Raw genomic sequence first — 23,818 nt, 5'->3', positions numbered from 1 at the left:
GGGGCGTCCCGTTGAAGGGGACGACACGGGTTCGAGTTAATGTTGGTCCGCCCACGAAAAAGCCCGCTGTCGCGGGCTTTTTCGTTCACGCCTCGAACCAGCCGAACGCGCCGGTCAGAGCGCCTTTGCCGCTTCGACGATCGCCGCGACCGTGATGCCGAAATGCGCGTACAGCTTGTCGGCCGGCGCCGAGGCGCCGAAGCTGTCGATGCCGATGACGGCGCCGTCCAGCCCCACATAGGCGCGCCAGAAGCCGGTGACGCCGGCTTCGATCGCCACGCGCTTGCGCACCGCGTCGGGCAGTACCGATTCGCGGTATGCGGCGTCCTGGCGGTCGAAGACGTCGGTCGAGGGCATCGACACCACGCGCACGCCGTCGCCCAGCTGCTCGGCCGCCTGCGTCGCCAGGCCGACCTCGGACCCGGTCGCGATCAGGATGATCTCCGGCGTGCCGACCGAATCCTTCAGCACGTAGCCGCCGCGCGCGATGTCGGCGACCTGCGCCGCGTCGCGCGGCTGGTGGGTCAGGTTCTGGCGCGAGAACACCAGGCAGCTCGGGCCGTCCTTGCGCGTGATCGCCGACTTCCACGCCACCGCCGACTCCACCGCATCGCAGGGGCGCCACACGTCGTTGTTCGGGATGTAGCGCAAGGACGCCAGGTGCTCGACCGGCTGGTGGGTCGGGCCGTCTTCGCCGAGGCCGATGGAGTCGTGGGTGTAGACGTGGATCGCGTGCGCCGGGATCAGCGCGCTCATGCGCACCGCATTGCGGGCGTAATCGCTGAACACCAGGAAGGTCGCGTCGAAGGGAATGAAGCCGCCGTGCAGCGCGAGGCCGTTGGCGATCGCGCTCATTCCGAACTCGCGCACGCCGTAATACACGTAGTTCGCGTTGGCATCGGTGCTGGCCGCGGACGTGCTGCCCTTCCACAGGGTGAGGTTGGAATGCGCGAGGTCGGCCGAGCCGCCGACGACTTCCGGCAGCAGCGGCGCGAAGGCTTCGATCGACATCTGCGAGGCCTTGCGCGAGGCGATGGTCGGGCCGTCTTCCTGCAGCTTGGCGATGAACGCATCCGCCTCGGCCTCGAAGCCGGCCGGCAGCTCGCCCTTCGAGCGACGCAGGAACTCGGCGGCCAGCTCCGGATACGCCGCCGTGTAGGCCTCGAACAGCCGGTTCCACTCGGCCTCGCGCGCCTGACCCGCCTCGACCGCATGCCAGCCGTCGCGCAGCGCCTGCGGCACCTCGAACGGCCCGTGCGCCCAGCCGAGCGCGGCGCGCGTGGCATCGGATTCGTCCTTGCCCAGCGGCGCGCCGTGCGAGGACTCCTTGCCGGCGCGGTTGGGGGAACCGAAGCCGATCGTCGTGCGGCAGCACACCAGCACCGGCTTGTCGTCTTGCGCGGTGGCATCGGCGATCGCGCGCGCGACCGCGTCGGCATCGTGGCCGTCGACGTCGCGCACCACGCGCCAGCCGTAGGCCTCGAAGCGCGCCGGGGTGTCGTCGGTGAACCAGCCTTCGGTGTTGCCGTCGATCGAGATGCGGTTGTCGTCCCAGAACGCCACCAGCTTGCCCAGGCCGAGCGTGCCGGCCAGCGACGCGGCCTCGTGCGAAATGCCTTCCATCAGGCAGCCGTCGCCCATGAACACCCAGGTGCGGTGGTCGACGATCGCGAAGTCCGGACGGTTGAAGCGCTGCGCGAGCAGGCGCTCGGCGAGCGCGAAGCCGACCGCGTTGGCGAAGCCCTGACCCAGCGGGCCGGTCGTGGTCTCAACGCCCGGGGTTTCATGCCGCTCGGGGTGACCGGCGGTCCTGCTGTGCAGCTGGCGGAAGTTCTTTAGCTCCTCCAGCGGGAGGTCGTAGCCCGAGAGGTGCAGCAGCGCGTAATGCAGCATCGAGCCGTGGCCGTTCGACAGCACGAAGCGGTCGCGGTTGACCCACTGCGGATTCGCCGGGTTGTGGCTGAGGTGGTCGTTCCACAGCACTTCGGCAATGTCGGCCATGCCCATCGGCATGCCGGGATGGCCGGACTTGGCGGCATCGACGGCGTCGATGGCGAGGAAACGGATGGCGTTGGCGAGTTCGCGGCGGGTCGGCGTGGTCATGGGCTCGTGGACGGGCGGCAGCGGACGGGAGTCCGCCATTGTCCCACGCCTGCCACCGCGCTGCCCGGTGGCGGCTGCGCCTAGAGCGTGCGCGGCTCCGACGGTGCGAGGTCGTCGAGTTCGGTTCCCGGCACGTCGGCCGGCTCCGACCGTCCGATCACCACCGAACCGGCCATGTCGCCGCCGATGTTGACCACGGTGCGGCACATGTCGAGCAGGCGGTCCACGCCGAGGATCAGGCCGATGCCTTCGGGCGGAATGCCGAACATCGCCAGGATCATCGCGATCACCGGCAGCGAGCCGCCCGGCACGCCCGCCGCGCCCACACCGCCGAGGATGCACAGCAGCAGGATCAGGATCTGTTGGCCCATGCCCAGTTCGACGCCGAAGAACTGCGCCAGAAACAGCACCGTGATGCCCTCGAACAGCGCCGTGCCGTTCATATTGGCGGTGGCACCGAGCGTGCAGACAAAGCGCGCCACCCGGCGCGGCACGCCGAGGTTTTCCTCGGTGACCTTCAGCGTGGTCGGCAGCGTGGCACTGGACGACGACGTGGAGAACGCCGTGAGCAGGGCCGGTTGCGCGCCGCGGAAGAACGCCAGCGGGCTCATGCGCCCGAACACCCACAGCAGGATCGGAATCACCACCAGGAAGTGAAAGCCGAGCGCCGCGATCACCGTGCCGACGAACCGCGCCAGCTGCACCAGCACGTCCACGCCCAGGCGCGCGGTGATCGAGAACAGCAGCGCGGCCACGGCGTACGGGGCCAGCGCGATCACCCAGCCGATCAGCTTCAGGCAGATGTCGTAGATGCCCTGCACCGCGGCGACGAAGTTGCGCGTGCCCGGCGTGCGCAGCACGGTGGCCGCGATGCCGAACATCAGCGCGAAGAACATCACCGCGATCAGGTCCCCGCGCGCGGCGGCGTCCACCGGATTGCGCGGCACGATGTTGAGCAGGACCTGGAGGCCCGAGACCCCCTCGCGCGCACCGGCGATCTCGGCCGCGCGGTCGCTCGAGGCCTCGAGCAGGGTCTGCGCGACCGCCGGATCGATGCCGCGCCCGGGCTGGAACAGGTTCACCGCGATCAGGCCGATCGTCACCGCCATCGTGGTGACCACCAGGATCCACAGCAGCGTCTTGATGCCGATGCGGCCCAGCGAGCCCGGATCGCCGATCTCGACCACGCCTAGGATCAACGCCGAGAACACCAGCGGAATCACCAGCATGAACAGCAGGCGCAGGAACAGCTGGCCCACGGGATCGGCGACATAGGTCACCAGCCCATCCAGCCAGCCGGCGTCGCCGCCGTAGAAATTGGCCGCGAGACCCGCGACCGTACCGATGACGAACCCGATGAGCATCTTGGTGTGCAGCGCCATGCCGCCGGAGCCGGAATTCGGTGTCATCGGGAGGTCCTGTGCAGAAGGCCGGCAGCTTAGCAAAGCCCCGGGGCTCGCCTGACGGCCCGATGCGGCGCCGGAGCCGGGCCCCAGCCGGTATCCTTGGCGCATGTCCTCGCTTTCCCCTGCCGGCACGTCCGGCGACGCGCTCGCCACCCTGCAGCGCGTGTTCGGCCATGCCGCCTTCCGCGGCGAACAGGCCGCCATCGTCGACCATGTGGCCGCCGGCCACGACGCGCTCGTGCTCATGCCCACGGGCGGCGGCAAGTCGATGTGCTACCAGGTGCCGGCGCTGCTGCGCGACGGCGTGGCCATCGTGGTCTCGCCGCTGATCGCGCTGATGCAGGACCAGGTGGACGCGCTGCTGCAGCTCGGCGTGCGCGCGGCCTTCCTCAATTCCACGCTGGACGGCGAGACCGCGCAGCGGGTGGAACGCGAACTGCTGGCCGGCGAACTCGACCTGCTCTACGTCGCACCCGAGCGCCTGCTCACGCCGCGCTTCCTGTCGCTGCTCGACCGCGCCCCGCTCGCCCTGTTCGCCATCGACGAGGCGCATTGCGTCTCGCAGTGGGGCCACGACTTCCGCCGCGAATACCGCGAGCTGACGATCCTGCACGAGCGCTGGCCCGAGGTGCCGCGCATCGCACTCACGGCCACCGCCGACCCGCCCACCCAGCGCGAGATCGCAGAGCGCCTGCAGCTGGAGGATGCGCGTCGCTTCGTCAGCTCCTTCGACCGGCCCAACATCCGCTACACCGTGGTGCAGAAGGAGAACGCCAAGCGCCAGCTGCTCGACTTCGTGCAGGGGCACCGGGGCGAAGCCGGCATCGTCTATTGCCTGTCGCGGCGCAAGGTCGAGGAGACAGCCGAGTACCTGGCCGGTCAGGGCATCGACGCCATTCCCTATCACGCCGGCATGGATGCCGATCTGCGCGCCGCCAACCAGCGCCGTTTCCTGCGCAGCGAGGGCGTGGTGGTGGTCGCGACGATCGCCTTCGGCATGGGCATCGACAAGCCGGACGTGCGTTTCGTCGCGCACACCGACCTGCCGAAATCCATCGAGGGCTACTACCAGGAAACCGGACGCGCCGGCCGCGACGGCGAGCCCGCCGACGCGTGGATGTGCTACGGCCTGGGCGACCTGGTGCTGCTGCGGCAGATGATCGAACAGAGCGAATCGGGCGACGAGCGCAAGCGGCTCGAGCACCGCAAGCTCGACGCGCTGGTCGGCTATTGCGAAACCATGCGCTGCCGGCGCCAGGTGCTGCTGGCGAACTTCGGCGAGGACTACGCCGCCAAGGGCGCGGGCCAGCCCTGCGGCAATTGCGACAACTGCCTCGAGCCGCCCGACGCCTGGGACGCCACCGTGCCCGCGCAGAAGGCGCTGAGCTGCGTCTACCGCAGCGGCCAGCGCTTCGGCGCCGCCCACATCATCGACATCCTGCGCGGCAGCGACAGCGAGCGTATCCGCCAGTTCGGCCACAACCAGCTCAGCACCTACGGTGTCGGCACGGATGTCGATGCGCGCGTGTGGAAGAGCGTGCTGCGCCAGCTCGTCGCCCAGGGGCTGCTCGACGTCGACGCCGAGGGCTACGGCGGCCTGCGCCTGACCGAAGCCAGTCGCGGCGTGCTCAAGGGCACTACGCAGGTGATGCTGCGCAAGCCGACGAACAGCAAGGAGCGCGCGCGCACCACCCGCGCGGCAACCGGCGCCGACATCGACCTCGCACCGGCCGACCGGCCGCTGTTCGAGGCCCTGCGCGCACTGCGTGGCCGCCTGGCGCGCGAGCAGAATGTGCCGGCCTACGTGATCTTCCACGACGCCACGCTGCGCGAGATCGCCCGCCAGCGCCCGATCAGCCACGGCCAGCTCGGCGGCATCGGCGGCGTGGGCGCCGGCAAGCTCGAGCGCTACGGCGACGCGGTGCTGGAAACGGTGCTCGACGCCGACTGAGCCGGGGGCCTGCCGTGCAGTCCGCGTCCGTGGCGGCGTCCCGTCATGACGTCGCCGACACGCCACCGCCTCCTATCGTGGCCGCGACCACCGCCCGAGAGGACACGTCCATGCAGAACACCTATGCCATCTTCCGGCCCGATGGCGAGCGCGACACCCGCCGCGACCCGGTCGTCGGCACCCTCTTCTTCCGCAACGACCGCTGGGAACTGGAAACCCCCGACGCCGTACTGCCCGGCACCCTGCGCGGCCACCCGCACGAAGCGCACGTCTTCATCGACGAGGCGGGGCTGGAGTATCGAATCGTCTGAGGATTCGACGCGCGTGTGGCGTGGATGCACTCCAACCGTGGCGTTGAAAAGCTGGCTCGCCTGGCCGGTTTCACAACCGGGTGCGCAGTCCTGCCGCAACCGGAGTGCCCCGACGACTGTGCCCGATCTCGGCAGCCAAGGCGGCACGAACCGGCGCCCGCGAACTCGCCCTGACTGCTGCGGATGGTGGGTCGTGATGGATTCGAACCATCGACCAGCGGATTAAAAGTCCGATGCTCTACCGACTGAGCTAACGACCCGAAACTGGATGCCCCCGTGCATGCGGCGGCGCGTTACGCACCGATCGCGGAGGCCTGCGGCGTGGGCGCCGCGTCCCGGGCCCGACGAGCGAACCGCGAGGGGTTGGCATTGTATCGATTTCGGGCGCGCGCGTCGCGCGCTCCGATCACACGGACTGCCGGCGCCCGGCCGCGCGTACCTGCGTCTCGGCCCGGTCACGCAGGGACGTCATCGCGAGCGCGCACTCCGGTGGGGCAGTTCGCGCGCCGCACGCGATGTCAGCGGTCGTCGGCAGCCAGCGCCTCGCGCCCGCTCTGGGTGAGATCGATATCGCCGTCCTCGGCCAGGGCGGCATAGCCGGCATGCACGGCCCAGTCGGTGTCGGTGTCGGAGATCGGCGTGGTGCGCTCGATGTCGCGCAGGATGCGTAGCTGGTCGTCGGTCAGGGCCATGAGGGATCGTCCAAAGGGAGGCCTCACCCTAACGTCGCCACGCGTGACGGCGTCGTCGGGAGCTGGCCCGTCACGCCAGACCGGGCACGGCGGGCACGCGCAGACGCGTGTGCGTGCGCGTGTCGGACTCAGGCGCCCTGCGTCGCGACATAGCGCGTGGGATCAGCCACGCCCGCGGCGGCGAAGCCGTCCGCGCGCAGCCGGCAGGCGTCGCAATGCCCGCATGCCCGTCCCTCGGCGTCGGCCCGGTAGCAGGACACGGTGAGGCCGAAATCGACGCCGAGGCGCACGCCCTCGCGCACGATGTCGCCCTTGCCCAGGTGCTGCAACGGCGCGTGGATGCGCAGACCCGCGCCCTCGACGCCGGCCTTGGTCGCCAGATTGGCGAGGCGCTCGAAGGCCTCGATGAACTCCGGCCGGCAATCCGGATAGCCGGAATAGTCCACGGCGTTGACCCCGCAGAAGATGTCCGACGCGCCCAGCACCTCCGCCCAGCCGAGCGCGAGCGACAGCATGATGGTGTTGCGGGCCGGCACATAGGTCGACGGAATGCCGGCCCCGCCCGCCTCGGGCACCTCGATGTCGTCGGTCAGCGCGGAGCCGCCGAACGCGCGCAGGTCGACATCCACGGTCTTGTGCGCGGCCACGCCGAGCGCCGCGGCGACGCGTTCGGCCGCCAGCAATTCGGACGTATGCCGTTGGCCGTAGCGCACGCTCAGCGCATACACGGCGAAACCCTGCTCGCGGGCCATCGCGACGACGGCAGCGGAGTCCATGCCTCCGGACAACAGGACGACGGCTTTTTTCATGATCGTGGATTCGTGATTCGTGATTCGTGATTCGTGGAAACGCTGATGCATCAGAGACCGGAATGCCGCGCGTTCGACCCCGGAACCCGACCCCGGACGGAGATGCCGATGCTCAACGCCCGGGTTCGTCGTTCCACAGCAGCTTGTGCAGCTGCATCTGGAACTTCACGGGCAGGCGGTCGGCCACGATCCAGTCGGCGAGATCACGCGCGGCGATCTCACCCTTGCTGGGCGAGAACAGGACATCGCAGATACGGTGCAGTCCTTTGTCCAGGACCAGATCCCGCGCCCACTCGTAGTCGGCACGCGAACAGATCACGAGCTTGATCTGGTCGTGCGCGGTCAGCAGCGCCAGGTTGTCCCAGAGGTTGCGGTGCGCCTCGTTGGAGCCCGGGGTCTTGATGTCGAGCACGCGACTCACGCGCAGGTCGACGGCGGCGATGTCGATCGCACCCGAGGTTTCCAGCGAGACCTGGTAGCCCGCATCGCACAACCGCTGCAGCAGGCCGACACAGCGCTTCTGCGCGAGCGGCTCACCGCCGGTGACACAGACGTGGCGCACACCGTGCTTGGCAACCTCGGCCAGGATGTCGTCCATCGACCACCACGCGCCACCGTGGAACGCGTAGGCGGTGTCGCAGTAGGTGCAGCGCAGCGGACATCCGGTCAGCCGCACGAAGACCGTCGGCCAGCCGGCATCGCGCGCTTCGCCCTGCAGCGAAAGGAAGATTTCGGTGAGCTTGAGACGGTCGGTCGCGGCGGATGCGGCGACCGCATCGGACACGACGGCGGTCATGGGGAGGCGGCGTCAGCGCAGCCGCGACAGCTGGATGGCGCGCAGCCGGTCGGCGGCAGTGCGGGCCGCATCGGTGCCCGGATACTGCGCGCCCACCCGCGTCAGCGTCGCCTCGGCGGCGTCGAGGTCGCGCTGTCCGTACTGCGACAGGCCGATCTTCAGCAGTGCGCCGGGCGCCTTGTCGCTGGTGGGATAGCGCTGCAGCAGCGCGCGGAACTGTTCTTCCGCCAGCGGGTAATTCTGGGTGACGTAATAGCTTTCGCCTAGCCAGTACAGCGCGTTCGGCGCGTAGCTGCCCTGCGGATGCCGATCGAGAAACGCCTGGAAGCGCCGGGCGGATTCGGCGTAGTTGCCGTTGCGCAGGGCGTCGAACGCCTGGTCATAGGCGGCGCGCTCGTCGGCAACGCCGGCAATCAGGCCGGGCGTGCCGTGCACGGTCGGCGGCCGCTCGGTGGGCGGCGCTGGGCGGGGTGCGGATTCGACGGCACTCCGTCCGATTTCCGGCAACTCCATGCCACCGCCGCCCCCGGTGCCGCCGCCACCTTCCAAGCGATTCAGACGCCCGTCGATGTCGAGGTACTGGCTGCGGTTGCTGGACTTGAGTTGCTCGTTCTGCTGCTGCAGATCCTCGACCTGCGAACGCAGGGCCAGGATTTCCTGCCGCAACTGGGTGACCTGGTTGAGCAGGTCCATGTTGGCGCTGGTGTCGTTCGAGCGCGCTTCGAGCGCGGTCACGCGGTCGGCGAGACTGGCCCGCTGCGCGAACGCGGGCGCGGCGGCCACGAGGGCCGCCGCGAACGCAACTGGAATCACCAGCCAGTGACGCATCGACTGCATCAGCGAGCGGTGTAGATGATCTCGACGCGACGATTGCGAGCCCAGCAATCCTCGTTCGACTCGGTGCAGACCGGACGCTCTTCGCCGTAGCTCACGACGGCCAGCTGGCCGGCCGAACCACCGTTGGCCTGCAGTGCCGAGGACACGCCATTGCCACGACGCTCGCCCAGACCCTGGTTGTACTCACGGCTGCCGCGCTCGTCGGCGTGGCCTTCCAGCGAGATGCGGGCCGAGCTGCGGTCACGCAGGTACTTGGCGTGGCAGGCCATGATCGACTGGAATTCCGGACGCAGGGTGTCCTGGTCCAGGTCGAAGTAGACCACGCGCTGGCGCAGGCAGGCATCGCTATCCAGATCGTTGGGGCCGTAGGCACCCGCGGTCGGGGCGGTCGGGGCAACGGTGCCGGTCGACGGGCCGGTATCCACCGGCGCCTCTTCCCTCACCTTCTTGGAACACGCGACGGCGGCGGTGCACAGCAGCGCTGCCAGCATCACACGGGTGGTCGTCTTCATCTCGTCGGTCCTTGGTCTAGTCTGTCAACAGGGGGCAATGAGTATTGTTATAGGCACGTGCAGGCAGCGTCAGCGCTGTTCCCGATACGGGCCCCATGCCGGCTCGCGGACGTCACCTTCGGCGAGAATGAGGCGCTGCCGCACCCGGCCATCCGAAGACACCGAGTACAACACGCCTCGCCTCCCCTCACGCGCCGCGTACAGGACCATGCCGGCGTTCGGGGCGAAACTCGGCGATTCGTCGAGCGACCCGGGCGACAGCGTGGACCAGCGGGGCGACCCCAAACTGCGATCCAGCAGTGCGATACGGTACACGTTGCCCGATCCCTGCGCCACGGCGATTTTCTTGCCGTCGAACGAGACGGTGGGATCGGCATTGTAGGTGCCTTCGAAGGTCACGCGCGTGGCGCTGCCGCCGCTGCTCGGCACCTGATAGACCTGCGGACGACCACCGCGGTCGGAGATGAAATATACGCTGCCGCCGTCCGGCGCCCAGGCGGGCGAGGTGTCGATGGCGAAGTGGTTGGTGAGCTGGGTGAGTGCCTTGCTGCCGAGGTCCATCACGTAGATCTCGGGATTGCCGCTGCGCGACAGCGACAGCGCCAGTCGGCGGCCGTCGGGCGAGAACGCCGGGGCGCCGTTGATGCCGCGGAAGCTCGAAACCAGCTCGCGGCCGCCACTGCCGATGTCCTGGATGTAGATCGCCGAATTGCCGCGCTCGAAGCTGACGTAGGCGACCCGGCGCCCGTCCGGGCTCCAGGCCGGCGACATCAGCGGCTCGTTGGAGCGCACCACGGTCTGCGGGTTGTGGCCGTCGGAATCGGCGACCACCAGCGCGTAACGCGCGCTCGGGCCGACGCCGGTCTGGGTGATGTAGGCGATGCGGGTCCAGAACGCGCCGCGCACGCCGGTGATCTTCTCGTAGATCGCATCGGCCATCTGATGCGCCACGTCGCGCATCGCGTTGGGCCGTGCGGTCATCGCCAGGCCGAGCATCCGCTCCTGCCTCGCGACGTCGAACAGTTCGTACTCGACCCGGTAGCTGCCGCCGCCGGCATCGACCACGCGGCCGACGACGAGGAAATCCTGGCGCAGCGCCCGCCACGTCGGGTACTGCACCTCGCTTCCGCGCGTGGGACGCTCGACGATGTCGCGCTCGGGCAGCGTACGGAACTGGCCGGAGCGGTCGAGATCTGCGCGAATCACGGCCGCCACGTCGGTGTCGGGCGCGCCCGCGCTGCCCTGGTAGGGCATGGGCACCACCGCGATCGGCATCGCCTGGGCACTGCCGCCGGTGATGTCGATCTCCAGGCCCTGCTGCTGCGCACTGGCGAGCATGGGCAGGCTCAGCGCGACCAGGGCCATCAGGCATCGGATCAGAATGGGTTTCATCGGGCTACCGGAAAGGGAAGAAAGTGAACCCGGGAAGCTTGGCCGCTGCGCCGGGGGTCTGGATGAATCAGAGCGCAATCATCGCGGCACCCGGGTGAACGTGGTGGTGTGACGCGCCGGACACGCCGTCGCGCGGCCCGACTCCGGACGCGGACCATCCGACGTGCCATCCGGCGAATGCCTCCTGCGCCGCCCGTCGCCGCAAGGCGCGTAGCGATCGCCGCGCCGCAGGCACCGCGCGCAGCGCCCGGCGGTGTTCTCGTCAAGCCCTGATCGGCGCGACCGGGCCGGTTGATCACGCTGCCCGCCGCGTGTCAGCGGGCGGCCTCAGTCCTGGGCGCGGAAGTTGAAATTGAGGCGGCGATTGAACACCGGCTCGAAGCCGGCATAGGGCAAGGGCTCGGCGGCACGCACCGCCGCCTCGACCGACCGGCGACCCTGGGCGTCGTACGGACACGAGGGGTCGAACTCGACGCTGATGACCTCGCCGCCCGGCAGCTGGGTGATGTACATCCGGCAGACCTGGCCCAGCGGAATGTTGTCCGGGCGACGCCAGTTGCGGCGCACGGCCTCCTGGATGGCGGCGGCGTACTTCGCGGCCAGGCCGCTGTCGCCGTCGGGACGCCCGGGCGGCGGGCTGGCGCTGGAGGCGGCCGCAGCGGCGCGTTCCGAGGCCTGACGGGCCTCGCGATCGGCGATCTGCTTCAGGCGTTCCTCGGCCTGACGGGCCTGGCGCTCGGTGCGCTCGCGCTCGGCGCGGATCCGCTCCAGTTCCTGACGGGCGAGCCGGCGCTTTTCCTCGGCCTCCTGCTGCTTCTGCTGCTCGGCGAGTTCCACCTGGGCCTGACGGCGCTTCTCTTCCTGCTCGCGCTCGCGTTGCTCGGCGGCCAGCGCATCCCGGCGCACGGCGGCCTGGGATTCGGTGTCGGGCCTGGGCACCACTTCCTGCAGCTGCGGCTGGCGCGGCGCGACGGCATCTTCGGGACGCGGCTCGGGCAGCGGCTGCGGCGGCGATGGCGCGGGCTCGTCGACCGGCTCGGGCAGCGGCCGCGGCGCAGGCTCGACGACCGGCTCCGGCGTCGGTTCGGGTGCGGGATCGGGTAGCGGCTCGGGCCGCGTGGCCAGGGCGCGCCGGTCCGCGGCACTGAGCGCATTGGGATCGATGATGTCGGCCGAGACCGGAGAGCCCGCCGCCGATTCCGGACGCGAGGACGCATTCCACAGCGCGCCGAGCAGGATCAGCCCGAACAGCAGCACATGGACCAGGAGCGAGAGCCCGATCGCGATCGTGTTGTCGGCCGGCGACTCACGCATTCAGTTCGCGCCCTCCGCGGGGCGGCTGATCAGGCTGACGCGGGTGATGCCGGCCTCGTTGATCGAGTCGATGGCGTTCATGATCAGCTGGTAGCTGGCCGCGCCATCACCGCGCACGAGGATGGTGGCCTCGGGGTTCTGGGTGTGGATGCCGCGCAGGCGCGCCACCAGGTCCTCGCGGGTGACCGAGGTGTTCTGCTGCTCGACCATCAGCGCCAGCGCCCCGTCGGGATAGACGCTGACCACGACCGGGTCCTGCGGCGAACCGAGCGACATCGCACGCGAGTCGGGCAGATTGATGTCGGTGCCCAGGTTCATCAGCGGCGTGGTGACCATGAAGATGATCAGCAGCACCAGCATCACGTCGATATAGGGCACGACGTTGATTTCGTTCTTGAGCTTGCGCCGCTTGGAGCGGCGAAGGGAGATCGACGACATGGCGGAATCCGGGTACGTGGACGGTCCGGCGGCGCGGCAGCGCGCCGCGGGGCTTCAGTCGGTGCCGCTCTGGCGCTCGAGAATCGAGGAGAACTCGTCGGAGAAGGCCTCGTAGCGCGACGCGATGCGCTCGACCTTGGTCGCGAACCGGTTGTAGGCCCAGACCGCGGGGATCGCCGCGAACAGGCCCATCGCGGTGGCGATCAGCGCCTCGGAGATGCCGGGCGCGACGGTGGCGATCGTCGCTTCCTTGACGTTGGCCAGGCCGTGGAAGGAGATCATGATGCCCCACACGGTGCCGAGCAGGCCCACGTACGGGGCGATCGAGCCGACGTTGGCGAGGTATTCGAGATTGCGCTCGAGCCCGTCGAGCTCGCGCGAGCCGGCCACGCGCATGCCGCGCTGCGCGCCTTCGAGCTGGGTGCGGCTGTCGATGCCGCGGCGCTGACGCTGGCGCGAGTATTCGCGGTAGCCGGCCTCGAAGATCGCCTCGAGTCCTTCGATCTCACGGTTGCGCTCGGTGGCCGACGCATAGAGCTTGCCGACCTCGGCGCCGGACCAGAACCGCTCCTCGAACCGGTCGGCTTCCTTTTCGGCGCGGTCGAGCATGCGCTTCTTGCGGAAGATGATCACCCACGACGAGATCGACGCGAACAGCAGCAGCAGCATCACGATCTGCACCGGAATCGACGCGTGCAGGATCAGATCGAGAATGCTCAGATCGGTCGGAAGCGGTGCCACCGCCGCCGCCGCGCCGCCGGTGGACGCGAGTTCGGTGGCGGCCGCGGCGGATTCCTCCGGCAGGGCCTGCACCTGGGCGGCAGACTGCAACAGCACGGGCATTGGGCTCATCCAGGGTTACTCCGCTGACGTTTCGAGTGACTTGAGTTGGGCAAACAGCGCATCGGGAATCGCCTGCGGCCGGAAATCGGCTGCCGACAATGCCGCCACGCGGACCTCGGCATCGACCAGAAGGTCGCCGCCGCGGCGGATCTCCTGCGCGAACACCGCGCTGGCGCGTCGGCACTGGCGCAGGACCACGCTGACCTGCAGGGCGTCGTCCAGGCGGGCGGGCGCGCGGAAGTCAATCCGCATCGCACGCACCGCGAACACCGTACCGTGCAGATCGCGCAGCGTGGCCTGACCGTGTCCGTGGGCACGTAACCACTCGCTGCGTGCGCGCTCCATGAACGCCACGTACTGCGCGTGATAGACGACGCCACCAGCGTCGGTATCTTCCCAGTACACGCGTGTCGGCCAACTGAATAGCGGCAAACTGCCGGGTCGGGATTCGCAAGCGCTCACCAGGCACTCCTCGTCGGGGATGTCGTGGCCGATGCCCGGCCGCGGATGTCAGAACAGGGTGCCGGGCACTGCCGGATCGGGCGCCCGGCGCGGCTCGAGTCCGAGATGGCGCCAGGCCTTGAGCGTCGCCATGCGTCCGCGGGCGGTGCGCACCAGAAAGCCCTGCTGGATCAGGTAGGGCTCGATGACGTCCTCGAGCGTGCCGCGCTCCTCGCTCAACGCTGCGGCCATCGACTCGACACCGACCGGACCCCCGTCGAAATTCTCGATGATCAGATGCAGCAGGCGCCGGTCGAGCTCGTCGAAGCCTTCCGGGTCGACCTTGAGCATCTGCATCGCGGCGTTGGCGACCTCGCGGTCGATACGTCCGCCGGCCTTGACCTGGGCATAGTCGCGCACGCGCCGCAGCAGGCGGTTGGCGATGCGCGGCGTGCCGCGCGAACGCGTCGCGATCTCGGCCGCGCCGTCGCCCTCGCAGGCCATGCCGAGGATCTGCGCCGAGCGGCGCACGATGCGGGTGAGTTCCTCGGCGCTGTAGAACTCCAGCCGCTGCACGATGCCGAAGCGGTCGCGCAGCGGCGCCGTCAGCAGGCCCGCGCGCGTGGTCGCGCCGATCAGGGTGAAGGGCGGCAGGTCGATCTTGATCGAGCGGGCCGCCGGACCCTCGCCGATCATGATGTCGAGCTGGAAATCCTCCATCGCCGGGTACAGCACTTCCTCCACCACCGGCGACAGGCGATGGATCTCGTCGATGAAGAGCACGTCGTGCGGCTGCAGGTTGGTCAGCAGCGCGGCCAGATCGCCGGCCTTCTCGATCACCGGCCCCGAGGTCACGCGCAGCGCCACGCCGAGTTCATTGGCGATCACGTGGCTCAGCGTGGTCTTGCCCAGGCCCGGCGGCCCGAAGATCAGCACGTGATCGAGCGCTTCGCGGCGCTGCTTCGCGGCCTCGATGAAGATCGCCATCTGGTCGCGGACCGGCTGCTGGCCGAGATAGTCGTCCAGCCGTTGCGGGCGGATGCTGGCCTCGACGGCGTCGTCCTCGCGGGTGGCATCGGCGGCGATGATGCGGTCTGCGGTCATCCGCGCATGATCGCATGCCGTGCCGGCGCTGCGGCGGCACGCGGCCGGCGGGCGTCCGTGCGGCGACGCCCCGGCGCGACCGTCGACCGGCGCCGGCCTGCGGCTACGCGGCGCGCATGGCCTCGGCCGCGAGCGCGAAGCTGTGCCGGCGGGCGTCGTGGTCGAAGATGTTGGCGGTCAGCATCAGTTCGTCCGGCCGATGGCGGGCGACGAAATCGGCGATGCCCTCACGCACGTCGTCCGCATCCCCGACCACCGAACACGCCAGCGACTGGGCCACCATCGCCTTCTCCGCCGGCGTCCAAAACGCCTCGATGTCGTCGATCGGCGGCGGAATCAGGCCGGGCGTGCCACGGCGCAGGCGCACGAAGCTCTGCTGCTGGGTGGTGAACAGACGCTGCGCCTCCGCGCGGGTGTCGGCCGCGACCACGTTGAGCGCCAGCATCGCGTGCGGCTGGCGCAGGTGCCTGGACGGACGGAAATCGCGGTGGTACAGCGCCAGCGCTTCCGACATCGCCGCCGGCGCGAAGTGCGAGGCGAACGCGTACGGCAGGCCGAGCGTCGCCGCGAGGCCGGCGCCGAACAGGCTGGAGCCGAGAATCCACACCGGCACGTCGAGCCCGGCACCGGGCACCGCCTGCACCGGCTGTCCGGGCTGGGCGGGTTCGAAATAGCGCAGCAGCTCCATCACGTCGGACGGAAATGCATCGGCGCCGGCGTAGTAGCGACGCAGCGCCTTGGTCGTGGCCTGATCGGTACCGGGCGCGCGGCCGATGCCGAGGTCGATCCGTCCCGGATACAGCGAGGCCAGCGTGCCGAACTGCTCGGCCACCTGCAGCGGCGCGTGGTTGGGCAGCATCACCCCGCCCGACCCCACGCGGATCGTCGAGGTGCCGCCGGCGATATGCCCGATCAGCACGGCGGTGGCCGCGCTGGCGATGCCCGGCATGTTGTGGTGCTCGGCCAGCCAGTAGCGGCGGTAGCCGAGCGCCTCGGCATGCCGCGCGAGATCGAGGGAGCGGGCGAACGACTCGGCCGGCGTGCTGCCCTCGGTGACGGGGGCGAGGTCGAGGACGGAATACGGGACGCGGGGGGACTGTATGACCATGCCGGTCAGATGGGGGCGGCGCCGGCGAAATCCACGCCGTGGCGCACGGGCGTGCGGTGTCGCAGCGCGCGCCGTTCATCCGGCCGTGCGTACCGCCCCGGCGGCGACCGGCGATCGAGGGCCGCTCAGCCGGCGGCCACCACCCGGTTGCGGCCGCCGGCCTTGGCGAGATACAGCCGCCGGTCCGCATCGGCGAGCAGACAGTGCAGATCGTCGGCGCCCTCCGCCGTGCGCACGCCGATGCTCACGGTCATGCGCAGATCGCCGCCCGGGGTGTGCACGTCGAGATTCTCGATCCGCTGGCGCAGACCGTCGAAATAGTCGTCCAGCGCGCCGTCGTCGAGATCCGGCACCAGCAGACAGAACTCCTCGCCGCCGAACCGGGCGACATGGTCCTGCGGGCGCGCATGCGCCGACAGCGCCGCCGCGACCCCGCGCAGCGCGTGGTCGCCGGCCTCGTGTCCCCAGCCGTCGTTGATGCGCTTGAAGTGGTCGATGTCGAGAATGGCCATCGCCAGCGGACGCGTCGCGGCCTGCAGCTGCGGCACCAGGCGCTCGGCCTGTTCGAGGAAATGGCGCCGGTTGGGCAACCCGGTGAGGAAGTCGCGCGTGGCCAGGTCCTGCAGGCTGCCGATCAGCTCGAGCTGGTCGACGTTCTGCGACACCCGGCAAAAGAACTCCTCGCGCGAATAGGGCTTGCGCAGGAAATCGTTGGCGCCGCTCTTGAGAAAGCGCGCGACGAGATCGGCATCGCCGCTTCCCGATACCCCGATCACTGCCACCCGGTCGCGTGCGCGCAGGGCGCGCAGGCGCCGGGTCAGCTCGACGCCCTGCATGCCCGGCATTTCCTGGTCGATCATCGCCAGGCGGATCGTCGGATCGCGCTCCAGCGCATGCAGCGCCGCGGCGCCGTCGGCGGCCTGCACGACGCGGTAGCCGTAGGTTTCCAGCAGGCCGGAGGTGTGCAGGCGCGCGGACGGCGAATCGTCGACCACCAGCGCGGAGATGCGCCGGTTGCGTTCCAGCCGCTTCACCAGCCAGACGATGTAGTCGAGGCTGCCCGGCGTGCTCTTGAGCACGAAATCGATGACCCGCCGGCGCAGCATGCGGTCGCGCAGCACTTCGTCGTAGACGCCGGTCACGACGACCGTGGGCAGGCCGCGCTCGAGGAAGCAGTCCACCACGGCGTCGCGCTGGCCGTCGGCGAGCACCAGGCCGGTCAGCGCGAGAAACCAGTCGTCGTGCCGATCGAGCAGGGCCCGGGCCTCGGCCAGGGTGGAGGCCACCATGACCGGCAGCTCGAGCTGCTGTTCGATCGCACCGGCCACCGCCTGCACGTAAGCGCGCGAGTTCTCCACCAGCAGCACGCGCTGCGGCAAGGGCGAACTCGGGACGATCGGCTGGAGCATGGTCATGCGGGCCTGCGCGCTTCGACGGCATTGAACCCAGTTAGCGGCGGCGGACGCCGGGACTTGAATCGGCCGGACGAGGACCGCACGCGGGGCCGCCTGCCCGGGCCGGTCGCGTGCGAGAATGCCGCGCTTTCCGCCCAGGAGCCGCGCGTTGCCGCGCACCGGTATCCAGCATCCCGCCCGCATCGTGCCCCTGGCCTTCCTTGCGGTGATCTGCATCGGCACGGTCCTGCTGATGCTGCCGGGTGCGCGGGCCGGCGACGGCGCGGCGCCGTTCATGACCGCGCTGTTCACCTCGACGTCCGCGGTCTGCGTGACCGGGCTGGTCGTCGAGGACACGCCGCTGTACTGGTCGGCCTTCGGCCAGTGGGTGATCCTGGGGCTGTTCCAGGTCGGCGGGTTCGGGATCATGACCGGCGCCACCCTGCTCGGCCTGATGGTGGCCGGCCGGCTCGGTCTGCGTACCCGACTGATCGCCCAGGCCGAGACCCACAGCCTGGGGCTGGGCGACGTGACCGGGGTGCTCAAGCTCGTGCTGATCACCACGCTCTGCGTCGAGGCGCTCACCGCGGGTGCGCTGGCGCTGCGCCTGCACCACGGCTATGGCGAGCCCGTGACCACCGCGCTGTGGAACGGGCTCTTCCACTCGGTCTCGGCGTTCAACAATGCCGGTTTTTCGACCTATTCCGACAGCCTGATGGGCTTCGTCGCGGACCCGTGGATCCTCGGGCCGATCATGCTCGCGATCGTGCTCGGCGGGCTCGGCTTCCCGGTGCTGTACGAACTGCGCCAGCGTCCGCTGGCGTGGGCGCGCTGGTCGATCCACACCCGCATCACCCTGCTCGGCACCGCGGTGCTCATCGCTGGCGGCATGGGGATGCTGGCGCTGTTCGAATGGCACAACCCCGGCACCGCGGGACCGCTCGACGGCGGCGGCAAGGCGCTGGCGATGCTGTTCCATTCGGTCACCGCGCGCACTGCCGGTTTCAATACGCTCGACGTCGGCGCGATGCGCAGCGAATCCCTGGCCGTGCATTACGTGCTGATGTTCATCGGCGGCGGCAGCGCCGGCACGGCGGGCGGCATCAAGCTGACCACGTTCTTCCTGCTCGGCTTCGTGGTCTGGGCGGAAATCCGCGGCCACCGCGACACCACCGTGTTCCAGCGCCGGATCAGCCATGAAACCCAGCGCCAGGCGCTGACCATCGTGCTGCTGGCGGTGACCGTGCTGGCCGTCGCCACGCTGGCGCTGATGGCGCTGACCGCGCTGCCGCTGGAGGTGGTGATGTTCGAGGCGATCTCGGCCTTCGCCACCGTCGGCCTGTCCACCGGCATCACCGCCGCGCTGTCCGAACCGGCGCAGGGCGTGCTGATCGTGCTGATGTTCGTCGGCCGCGTGGGCACCATCACCGTCGCCACCGCGTTGGCCCTGCATACCCGGCCCCGCCCTTTCCGCTATCCAGAGGAGCGCCCCATCGTTGGCTAGACATCCTTCCGCCAACAGCGTCGTCGTGCTCGGCCTGGGCCGTTTCGGCATGGCCGTGGCCGGGTCGCTGGTCCGCCTCGGCCACGACGTGCTCGGCATCGACGAAAACCCGGACACCGTCCAGCGCTGCGCCGACGCCTTCACCCACGTCGCCCAGGCCGACGGCACCAGCACCGAGGCGCTGCGCGCCCTGGGCGTCGCCGAATTCCAGCGCGCCGTCGTCGGCATCGGCAGCGACATCGAGGCCAGCGTGCTGACCGTGCTGGCGCTCGAGGAACTCGGCGTACCGGACATCTGGGCCAAGGCCACCAGCGCCAAGCACGGCCGCATTCTCGAACGCACCGGCGCGCACCACGTGGTGTATCCCGAGGCCGCGATGGGCGAACGGGTCGCGCACCTGGTCACCGGGCGGATGATCGACTTCATCGAATTCGACGACGGCTTCGCCATCGTCAAGACCCGGGCCCCGCGCGAGGCACACGGCAAGACACTGAGCGAGTCGGCACTACGCACGCGCTACGGCATCACCGTCGTCGGCCTCAAGCGGGGCCGCGCCGATTTCACCTACGCACGCGCCGACACCATCGTCGAGGCCGGCGACATCCTGATCGTCTCGGGCCCGACGACGCGCGTGGAAACCTTCGCCGCGCTGGCCTGAGTGCGATCGGCGTGCGCGATCAGCGCGTGCCCGCCTCGTGGCCGATGAAGCGCAGGCCGACGCCGGGCTCGGTGACGATGTAGCGCGGCGCCGCGGCGTCGTCGCCGAGCTTGTGCCGCAGCTTGCCGACGAGGATGCGCAGATAGTGCGCGTCCTCGACATGGGTGGGGCCCCAGATCTCACGCAGCAGTTGCGACTGGGTGAGCACCCGTCCCGGCTGGCGCACCAGCTGGGCCAGCAGCGCGAATTCCTTGCGGCTCAGCGCCAGCGATGCGCCGTCCAGGGTCACCGCATGCGCGGCCAGGTCCACGCACAGCCGGCCGTCGTCGTAGACCGGGGCGCCGGCCGCGGGCGCGGCGCGCAGGCAGACACGGATCCGCGCCATCAGCTCCTCGATGCCGAACGGCTTGGTCATGTAATCGTTGGCGCCCGCATCGAGCAGCGCGACCTTGCCGCTCTCGTCCGCACGCACGGTCAGCACGATCACCGGCACCGCGGACCAGCCGCGCAGTTCCGTCAGCACCGCGCGCCCGTCGAGATCCGGCAACCCGAGATCCAGCACCACCAGATTCGCGCCGCGGCTCGCCAGCAACGCCAGTCCCTCGGTGCCGGTGGCGGCGAGCAGGGTGCGGTAGCCCTGCGCGCGCAGGCTGATGTCGACGAACTTGCGGATCTGCGGCTCGTCATCGATGACCAGCACGGTCGCCCCCTCGCTCATGGCACTGTCGCTCCGGTGATGTGCGGATCCCACAGCGGCAGCTCGATGCGGACGACGGTGCCCCTGCCGTCGGGGCCCGGCACGGCCTCCACCGCGCCCATGTGCGCGCCGACGATGCCCTGGACGATGGCCAGGCCCAGGCCCGTGCCCTGCCCCCCGCGGTCACCGCGTTCGACGCTGTAGAACATGTCGAAGATGCGGCGCCGCTCGTCCTCGGGAATACCCGGGCCGGCGTCGGCGACGTCGATGCGCATGCGCGCCTCGTCGAGGCGTACGGCGTGGACGCGCACGGGCGTGTCCGGCGGCGAGAACTTGGCGGCGTTTTCCACGACGTTGAAGATCGCCTGCTCCACCAGCGCAGGATGCACGTACAGCGCCGGCAGTTCGGGGTCGATGCGGGTCTCGATCCGCGCCTCGGGCATGTAGCGCTGCAGGCGCCGCGCGGCCGAGCCCACCAGCTCGTCAGCGCCGATCCAGTCGCGCGTGAGCGTCAGCCCGCCCGGCTGGCCGAGCCGGGTCATGTCGAGCAGGTTCTGGATGTAGCGGTCCAGGCGTTCGCCTTCCAGACGGATCGTGTCCAGCAACGTCCGCCGGTCGTCGGCGGACATCGCGGCGGCGTAGCGTTGCAGGCTGTCGGCCGCCCCGATCATCGACGACAAGGGCGAGCGCAGATCGTGCGAGACCGACGACAGCAGGGCCGAGCGCAGACGCTCGGTCTCGCCGCTCACCCGCGCGGTTTCGAGTTCGGCCACCAGGCCGGCGCGCACCGCGGCCTGGGCGATGTCGTCGACCATCGCTTCGGCCAGGCGCCGTTGTTCGAACGGCAGATGCGCGACCTCGCGCCCGAAGCGCAGGCCGACCACGCCGAGCGTGCCGCGCTCGGTCAGCACCGGCAGGAACCACCACTCCGACGCGGCGAGCGTATCGGTGAACCGTCCGCAGGGCTGGCCGTGGCGCTCGCACCAGTCCGCCGCGGCCAGCGCCTTGTCGTCGGGCGCGACCGGGCTGTTGGCCGGCCCGATGCGCCCGTCGATGCGCATCCACACGTCCGTGCCCAGCGTGTCGTGCAGGACCGACGCGCCGGAGGCGATCACCTCGCCCCGATCGGCCGCGCTCGACAGTGCGCGTCCCAGCTGCTGCAACGCCGTCGCATGCCCGTTGGCCGCGCGCAGGGCCAGCACCTGCATGCGCTGGCGCGAAGCCAGCCGCCCGACGACCAGCGCGGCGACGAGGAACAGCACCACGGTCACCACACCGCGATGGGCCGCGATGAAGAACGTGTGCCGCGGCTCGATGAAGAAGAAGTTGTAGGCCAGGAAACACAGCACCGCCGCGATCACCGCCGTGGCCATGCGCGTGCGCGAGGCGAGCAGCAGCACCGCCACCAGGAACACCATCGACACGTCCTGCAGGCCGAGCAGGCGCTCGCCCAGCGCGGCGGCGGCCGTGGCCCCGGCCGCGGCCAGGACCGCCAGCACCGGTTCCCGGCCGTCGCGCCCCAGCCCAGCCATCTCCGGCAGGCGACGCGCGCGCTGCCGCGCCTGCGGCGTGGCGACGATCGTCAATTCGTACCGCGCGCCGCGCTGCAGCAGTTGCTGGGTCAAGGTGCGGTTGACGCTGCGCGCCAGCGGGCGCTCGCGGGTGCGGCCGAGCACGATGGCCCGTGCGCCACGCGCGGCAGCGGCATCCAGCAGCGCCTGCACGACATCGCTGCCGTGCAGCGTCTCGCTGCCACCGCCCAGCCGTCGCGCCAGTGCGAACGCGCGATCGATCTCCAGCTGGCGGGCCTGTTCGGCCGGACGCCGCTGCTCGGCCGCCGCGGCCGCGCGCCCCGTCTCCACGGTCACCGCCGACCACGGGGCACCGCGCCGTTCGGCGATGCGCGCCGCCGCGCGCACCAGATACTCCGACGCGCCGCGCCCGTCGATCGCCACCAGCACGTGGCGCTGCAGCGCGAGGCCGCCGAGACCGCTCGCGGCCCGGGTTTCGCGCAGATCCGCGTCGACATGATCGGCCACCGTCTGCATCGCCAGTTCGCGCAGCGCGGTCAGGTTGGCGGGCGAGAAGAACGCCTGCAGCGCCTGCGCGGCCTGATCGGGCAGGTAGACCTTGCCCGCGCCCAGGCGCTCGATCAGTTCGCGCGCCGGCAGGTCGACCAGGCGGATGTCGCGCAGGCGCTCGAGCAGCGCATCGGGCACCGTCTCGCGCACACGCACGCCGGTGATCTGGTGGACGATGTCGTTGAGGCTCTCCAGATGCTGGACGTTGACCGTGGTGTAGACGTCGATCCCGGCATCCAGCAGCTCCTCCACGTCCTGCCAGCGGCGCTCGTGACGACTGCCCGGCACGTTGCGATGGGCGAGCTCGTCGACCAGTGCGATCGCCGGCCGGCGCGCGAGCAGTGCGTCGAGATCCATGTCCTCGAGCGTCCTGCCCTGGTAGGCCGTCTGCCGGCGTGGCAGCACCGGCAGCCCCTCGAGCAGCGCCTGGGTCTCGGCGCGGCCGTGGGTCTCGACGATGCCGATCACCACGTCCAGGCCCTGCCGCTGCAGCTCGCGGGCGCGGGTGAGCATGGCGTAGGTCTTGCCCACGCCGGGCGCCGCGCCCAGAAACACCGTCAGCCGGCCGGCCGAGGCGCGCCGAAGCCCGCCCATCAGCGCATCCGCCTTGTCCGTCTGCTCAGCCGTCATGTCGGTCCGGTGCGAAGCCCGGCTGCGTGACTGCACCGGGGCGGAATCGAAGCGCGGATTAGACCATTGCGCTCGACGTTCCCGTGAGACCGGGGCCGACGCCGGGCCCGTGATGCACGCCGCCGCATCGACGCAGCGGCCGTCGACCGGCTCACCGGCCGCGCACCGCGTCGCCTCGTCCGGCGCCGAGGGCGTCGAGTGCGAGGTTCAGTTGCAATACGTTGACCCGCGGCTGGCCCAGCACGCCGAACTGGCGGGGCTCGACATGGGCCTCGACCTCGGCCCGGACGACGGCGGCGTCGAGCCCGCGCGCGGACGCCACCCGTGCGATCTGGATGGCTGCGGCCTCGGGACTGATGTGCGGATCGATGCCGCCGCCCGATTGCGTGAGCAGATCGCCGGGCACCGCGTCGGGCGACACCCGCTCACGTTGCGCGACGGTGGCGCGGGCCGCGTCGATGCGCGCACGCAACTCGGGGTTGGAACGTGCTTCGTTGCTGCCCGACACGGCCATCACGTCGTAGTCCGCGGCCGACGGTCGGGGCTGGACATAGCCGTCGGCCGCGAACGGCTGGGCCACCAGCGACGAGCCGAGTACCCGGCCGTCACGCTCGATCAGGCTGCCGTTGGCGCCGTGTGCGAACAGCAACTGGCCCAGGCCCACACCCAGCATCGGGTACACCACACCGGCGCCTGCCATCGCCACGAGCGCGAGGCCCAGCGCGCCGCGCAGCAGGCCGCCGTCGTCGACCGGCTGCGCTGCAGGGGCGGGATCAATCGGGAACGTCGTCATCACA

General features: G+C 70.2%; 22 protein-coding genes and 1 tRNA gene. 4 read left to right on the top strand and 19 right to left on the bottom strand.

The window, feature by feature from the left end:
* Positions 1-114: 114 nt before the first annotated feature.
* On the bottom strand, positions 115-2,103 hold the full coding sequence (tkt, locus tag PQS31_RS04845; RefSeq protein ID WP_272761546.1) for a transketolase: 1,989 nt from the start codon (positions 2,101-2,103) through the stop codon (positions 115-117).
* An 80-nt stretch (positions 2,104-2,183) separates the two neighbouring features.
* Positions 2,184-3,512, bottom strand: coding sequence for a dicarboxylate/amino acid:cation symporter (locus PQS31_RS04840; RefSeq protein WP_272761545.1), 1,329 nt, complete (start codon positions 3,510-3,512; stop codon positions 2,184-2,186).
* A 103-nt stretch (positions 3,513-3,615) separates the two neighbouring features.
* Between PQS31_RS04840 and recQ the strand changes: the two genes are divergently transcribed.
* Together recQ and PQS31_RS04830 are read left to right on the top strand one after the other, a co-directional pair.
* Positions 3,616-5,460 (top strand): DNA helicase RecQ, encoded by a 1,845-nt coding sequence (gene recQ / locus PQS31_RS04835; RefSeq protein ID WP_272761544.1) that lies wholly within the window; start codon positions 3,616-3,618, stop codon positions 5,458-5,460.
* 110 nt (positions 5,461-5,570) lie between these two features.
* On the top strand, positions 5,571-5,771 hold the full coding sequence (locus PQS31_RS04830) for a hypothetical protein (protein ID WP_272761543.1): 201 nt from the start codon (positions 5,571-5,573) through the stop codon (positions 5,769-5,771).
* A 184-nt stretch (positions 5,772-5,955) separates the two neighbouring features.
* Here PQS31_RS04830 and PQS31_RS04825 read toward each other — a convergent pair.
* From PQS31_RS04825 to PQS31_RS04760, 14 genes are all read right to left on the bottom strand, one after another.
* Positions 5,956-6,031, bottom strand: a tRNA-Lys gene (locus tag PQS31_RS04825).
* A 258-nt stretch (positions 6,032-6,289) separates the two neighbouring features.
* A complete protein-coding gene (locus PQS31_RS04820; protein WP_272761542.1) occupies positions 6,290-6,463 on the bottom strand; it encodes a hypothetical protein in 174 nt (57 codons plus the stop codon).
* Between the two features lie 128 nt (positions 6,464-6,591).
* Positions 6,592-7,272, bottom strand: a complete 681-nt coding sequence (gene queC, locus PQS31_RS04815) for a 7-cyano-7-deazaguanine synthase QueC (RefSeq protein WP_272761541.1) — start codon at positions 7,270-7,272, stop codon at positions 6,592-6,594.
* 112 nt (positions 7,273-7,384) lie between these two features.
* Positions 7,385-8,068 (bottom strand): 7-carboxy-7-deazaguanine synthase QueE, encoded by a 684-nt coding sequence (gene queE / locus PQS31_RS04810; RefSeq protein WP_272761540.1) that lies wholly within the window; start codon positions 8,066-8,068, stop codon positions 7,385-7,387.
* Positions 8,069-8,080: 12 nt separating this feature from the next.
* A complete protein-coding gene (gene ybgF, locus PQS31_RS04805; RefSeq protein ID WP_272762111.1) occupies positions 8,081-8,896 on the bottom strand; it encodes a tol-pal system protein YbgF in 816 nt (271 codons plus the stop codon).
* Between the two features lie 8 nt (positions 8,897-8,904).
* Positions 8,905-9,417, bottom strand: a complete 513-nt coding sequence (gene pal / locus PQS31_RS04800) for a peptidoglycan-associated lipoprotein Pal (protein ID WP_272761539.1) — start codon at positions 9,415-9,417, stop codon at positions 8,905-8,907.
* A 69-nt stretch (positions 9,418-9,486) separates the two neighbouring features.
* A complete protein-coding gene (gene tolB / locus PQS31_RS04795; RefSeq protein WP_272761538.1) occupies positions 9,487-10,809 on the bottom strand; it encodes a Tol-Pal system beta propeller repeat protein TolB in 1,323 nt (440 codons plus the stop codon).
* Positions 10,810-11,136: 327 nt separating this feature from the next.
* Positions 11,137-12,123 (bottom strand): cell envelope integrity protein TolA, encoded by a 987-nt coding sequence (locus tag PQS31_RS04790; protein ID WP_272761537.1) that lies wholly within the window; start codon positions 12,121-12,123, stop codon positions 11,137-11,139.
* Complete coding sequence (locus PQS31_RS04785; RefSeq protein ID WP_272761536.1) at positions 12,124-12,561, bottom strand: biopolymer transporter ExbD; 438 nt, start codon at positions 12,559-12,561, stop codon at positions 12,124-12,126.
* Between the two features lie 54 nt (positions 12,562-12,615).
* Positions 12,616-13,413 (bottom strand): protein TolQ, encoded by a 798-nt coding sequence (tolQ, locus tag PQS31_RS04780; protein WP_272761535.1) that lies wholly within the window; start codon positions 13,411-13,413, stop codon positions 12,616-12,618.
* A 6-nt stretch (positions 13,414-13,419) separates the two neighbouring features.
* Positions 13,420-13,869: a tol-pal system-associated acyl-CoA thioesterase gene (gene ybgC, locus PQS31_RS04775; RefSeq protein WP_272762110.1), complete on the bottom strand. Its 450-nt coding sequence runs from the start codon at positions 13,867-13,869 to the stop codon at positions 13,420-13,422.
* A 45-nt stretch (positions 13,870-13,914) separates the two neighbouring features.
* Positions 13,915-14,949: a Holliday junction branch migration DNA helicase RuvB gene (gene ruvB, locus PQS31_RS04770; RefSeq protein ID WP_272761534.1), complete on the bottom strand. Its 1,035-nt coding sequence runs from the start codon at positions 14,947-14,949 to the stop codon at positions 13,915-13,917.
* 103 nt (positions 14,950-15,052) lie between these two features.
* Positions 15,053-16,057 carry an LLM class flavin-dependent oxidoreductase gene (locus tag PQS31_RS04765; protein WP_272761532.1) on the bottom strand — a complete coding sequence of 335 codons (1,005 nt, stop codon included), beginning with the start codon at positions 16,055-16,057 and terminating at the stop codon, positions 15,053-15,055.
* Positions 16,058-16,182: 125 nt separating this feature from the next.
* On the bottom strand, positions 16,183-17,466 hold the full coding sequence (locus PQS31_RS04760; protein ID WP_272762109.1) for a diguanylate cyclase: 1,284 nt from the start codon (positions 17,464-17,466) through the stop codon (positions 16,183-16,185).
* Positions 17,467-17,620: 154 nt separating this feature from the next.
* Between PQS31_RS04760 and PQS31_RS04755 the strand changes: the two genes are divergently transcribed.
* Together PQS31_RS04755 and PQS31_RS04750 are read left to right on the top strand one after the other, a co-directional pair.
* Positions 17,621-18,955: a potassium transporter TrkG gene (locus tag PQS31_RS04755; protein ID WP_272761531.1), complete on the top strand. Its 1,335-nt coding sequence runs from the start codon at positions 17,621-17,623 to the stop codon at positions 18,953-18,955.
* Positions 18,948-19,613: a TrkA family potassium uptake protein gene (locus tag PQS31_RS04750; protein ID WP_272761530.1), complete on the top strand. Its 666-nt coding sequence runs from the start codon at positions 18,948-18,950 to the stop codon at positions 19,611-19,613. The genes PQS31_RS04755 and PQS31_RS04750 overlap by 8 nt, the downstream gene beginning before the upstream one ends.
* A 19-nt stretch (positions 19,614-19,632) precedes the next feature.
* Here PQS31_RS04750 and PQS31_RS04745 read toward each other — a convergent pair whose 3' ends face one another.
* The 3 genes from PQS31_RS04745 to kdpC all read right to left on the bottom strand — a co-directional run bounded on the left by PQS31_RS04745 (position 19,633) and on the right by kdpC (position 23,814).
* Positions 19,633-20,331: a response regulator gene (locus tag PQS31_RS04745; protein ID WP_272761529.1), complete on the bottom strand. Its 699-nt coding sequence runs from the start codon at positions 20,329-20,331 to the stop codon at positions 19,633-19,635.
* Positions 20,328-23,021 (bottom strand): sensor histidine kinase KdpD, encoded by a 2,694-nt coding sequence (locus tag PQS31_RS04740; RefSeq protein ID WP_272761528.1) that lies wholly within the window; start codon positions 23,019-23,021, stop codon positions 20,328-20,330. The genes PQS31_RS04745 and PQS31_RS04740 overlap by 4 nt, the downstream gene beginning before the upstream one ends.
* 151 nt (positions 23,022-23,172) lie before the next feature.
* Positions 23,173-23,814 carry a potassium-transporting ATPase subunit KdpC gene (gene kdpC, locus PQS31_RS04735; protein ID WP_272761527.1) on the bottom strand — a complete coding sequence of 214 codons (642 nt, stop codon included), beginning with the start codon at positions 23,812-23,814 and terminating at the stop codon, positions 23,173-23,175.
* Between the last annotated feature and the right edge of the window lie 4 nt (positions 23,815-23,818).

It is taken from the genome of Luteimonas sp. BLCC-B24, assembly GCF_028550595.1.
Classification (GTDB): domain Bacteria; phylum Pseudomonadota; class Gammaproteobacteria; order Xanthomonadales; family Xanthomonadaceae; genus Luteimonas.
Note: the sequence above shows the minus strand (reverse complement) of the source record. Positions and strands in the feature narration are given on the sequence as shown.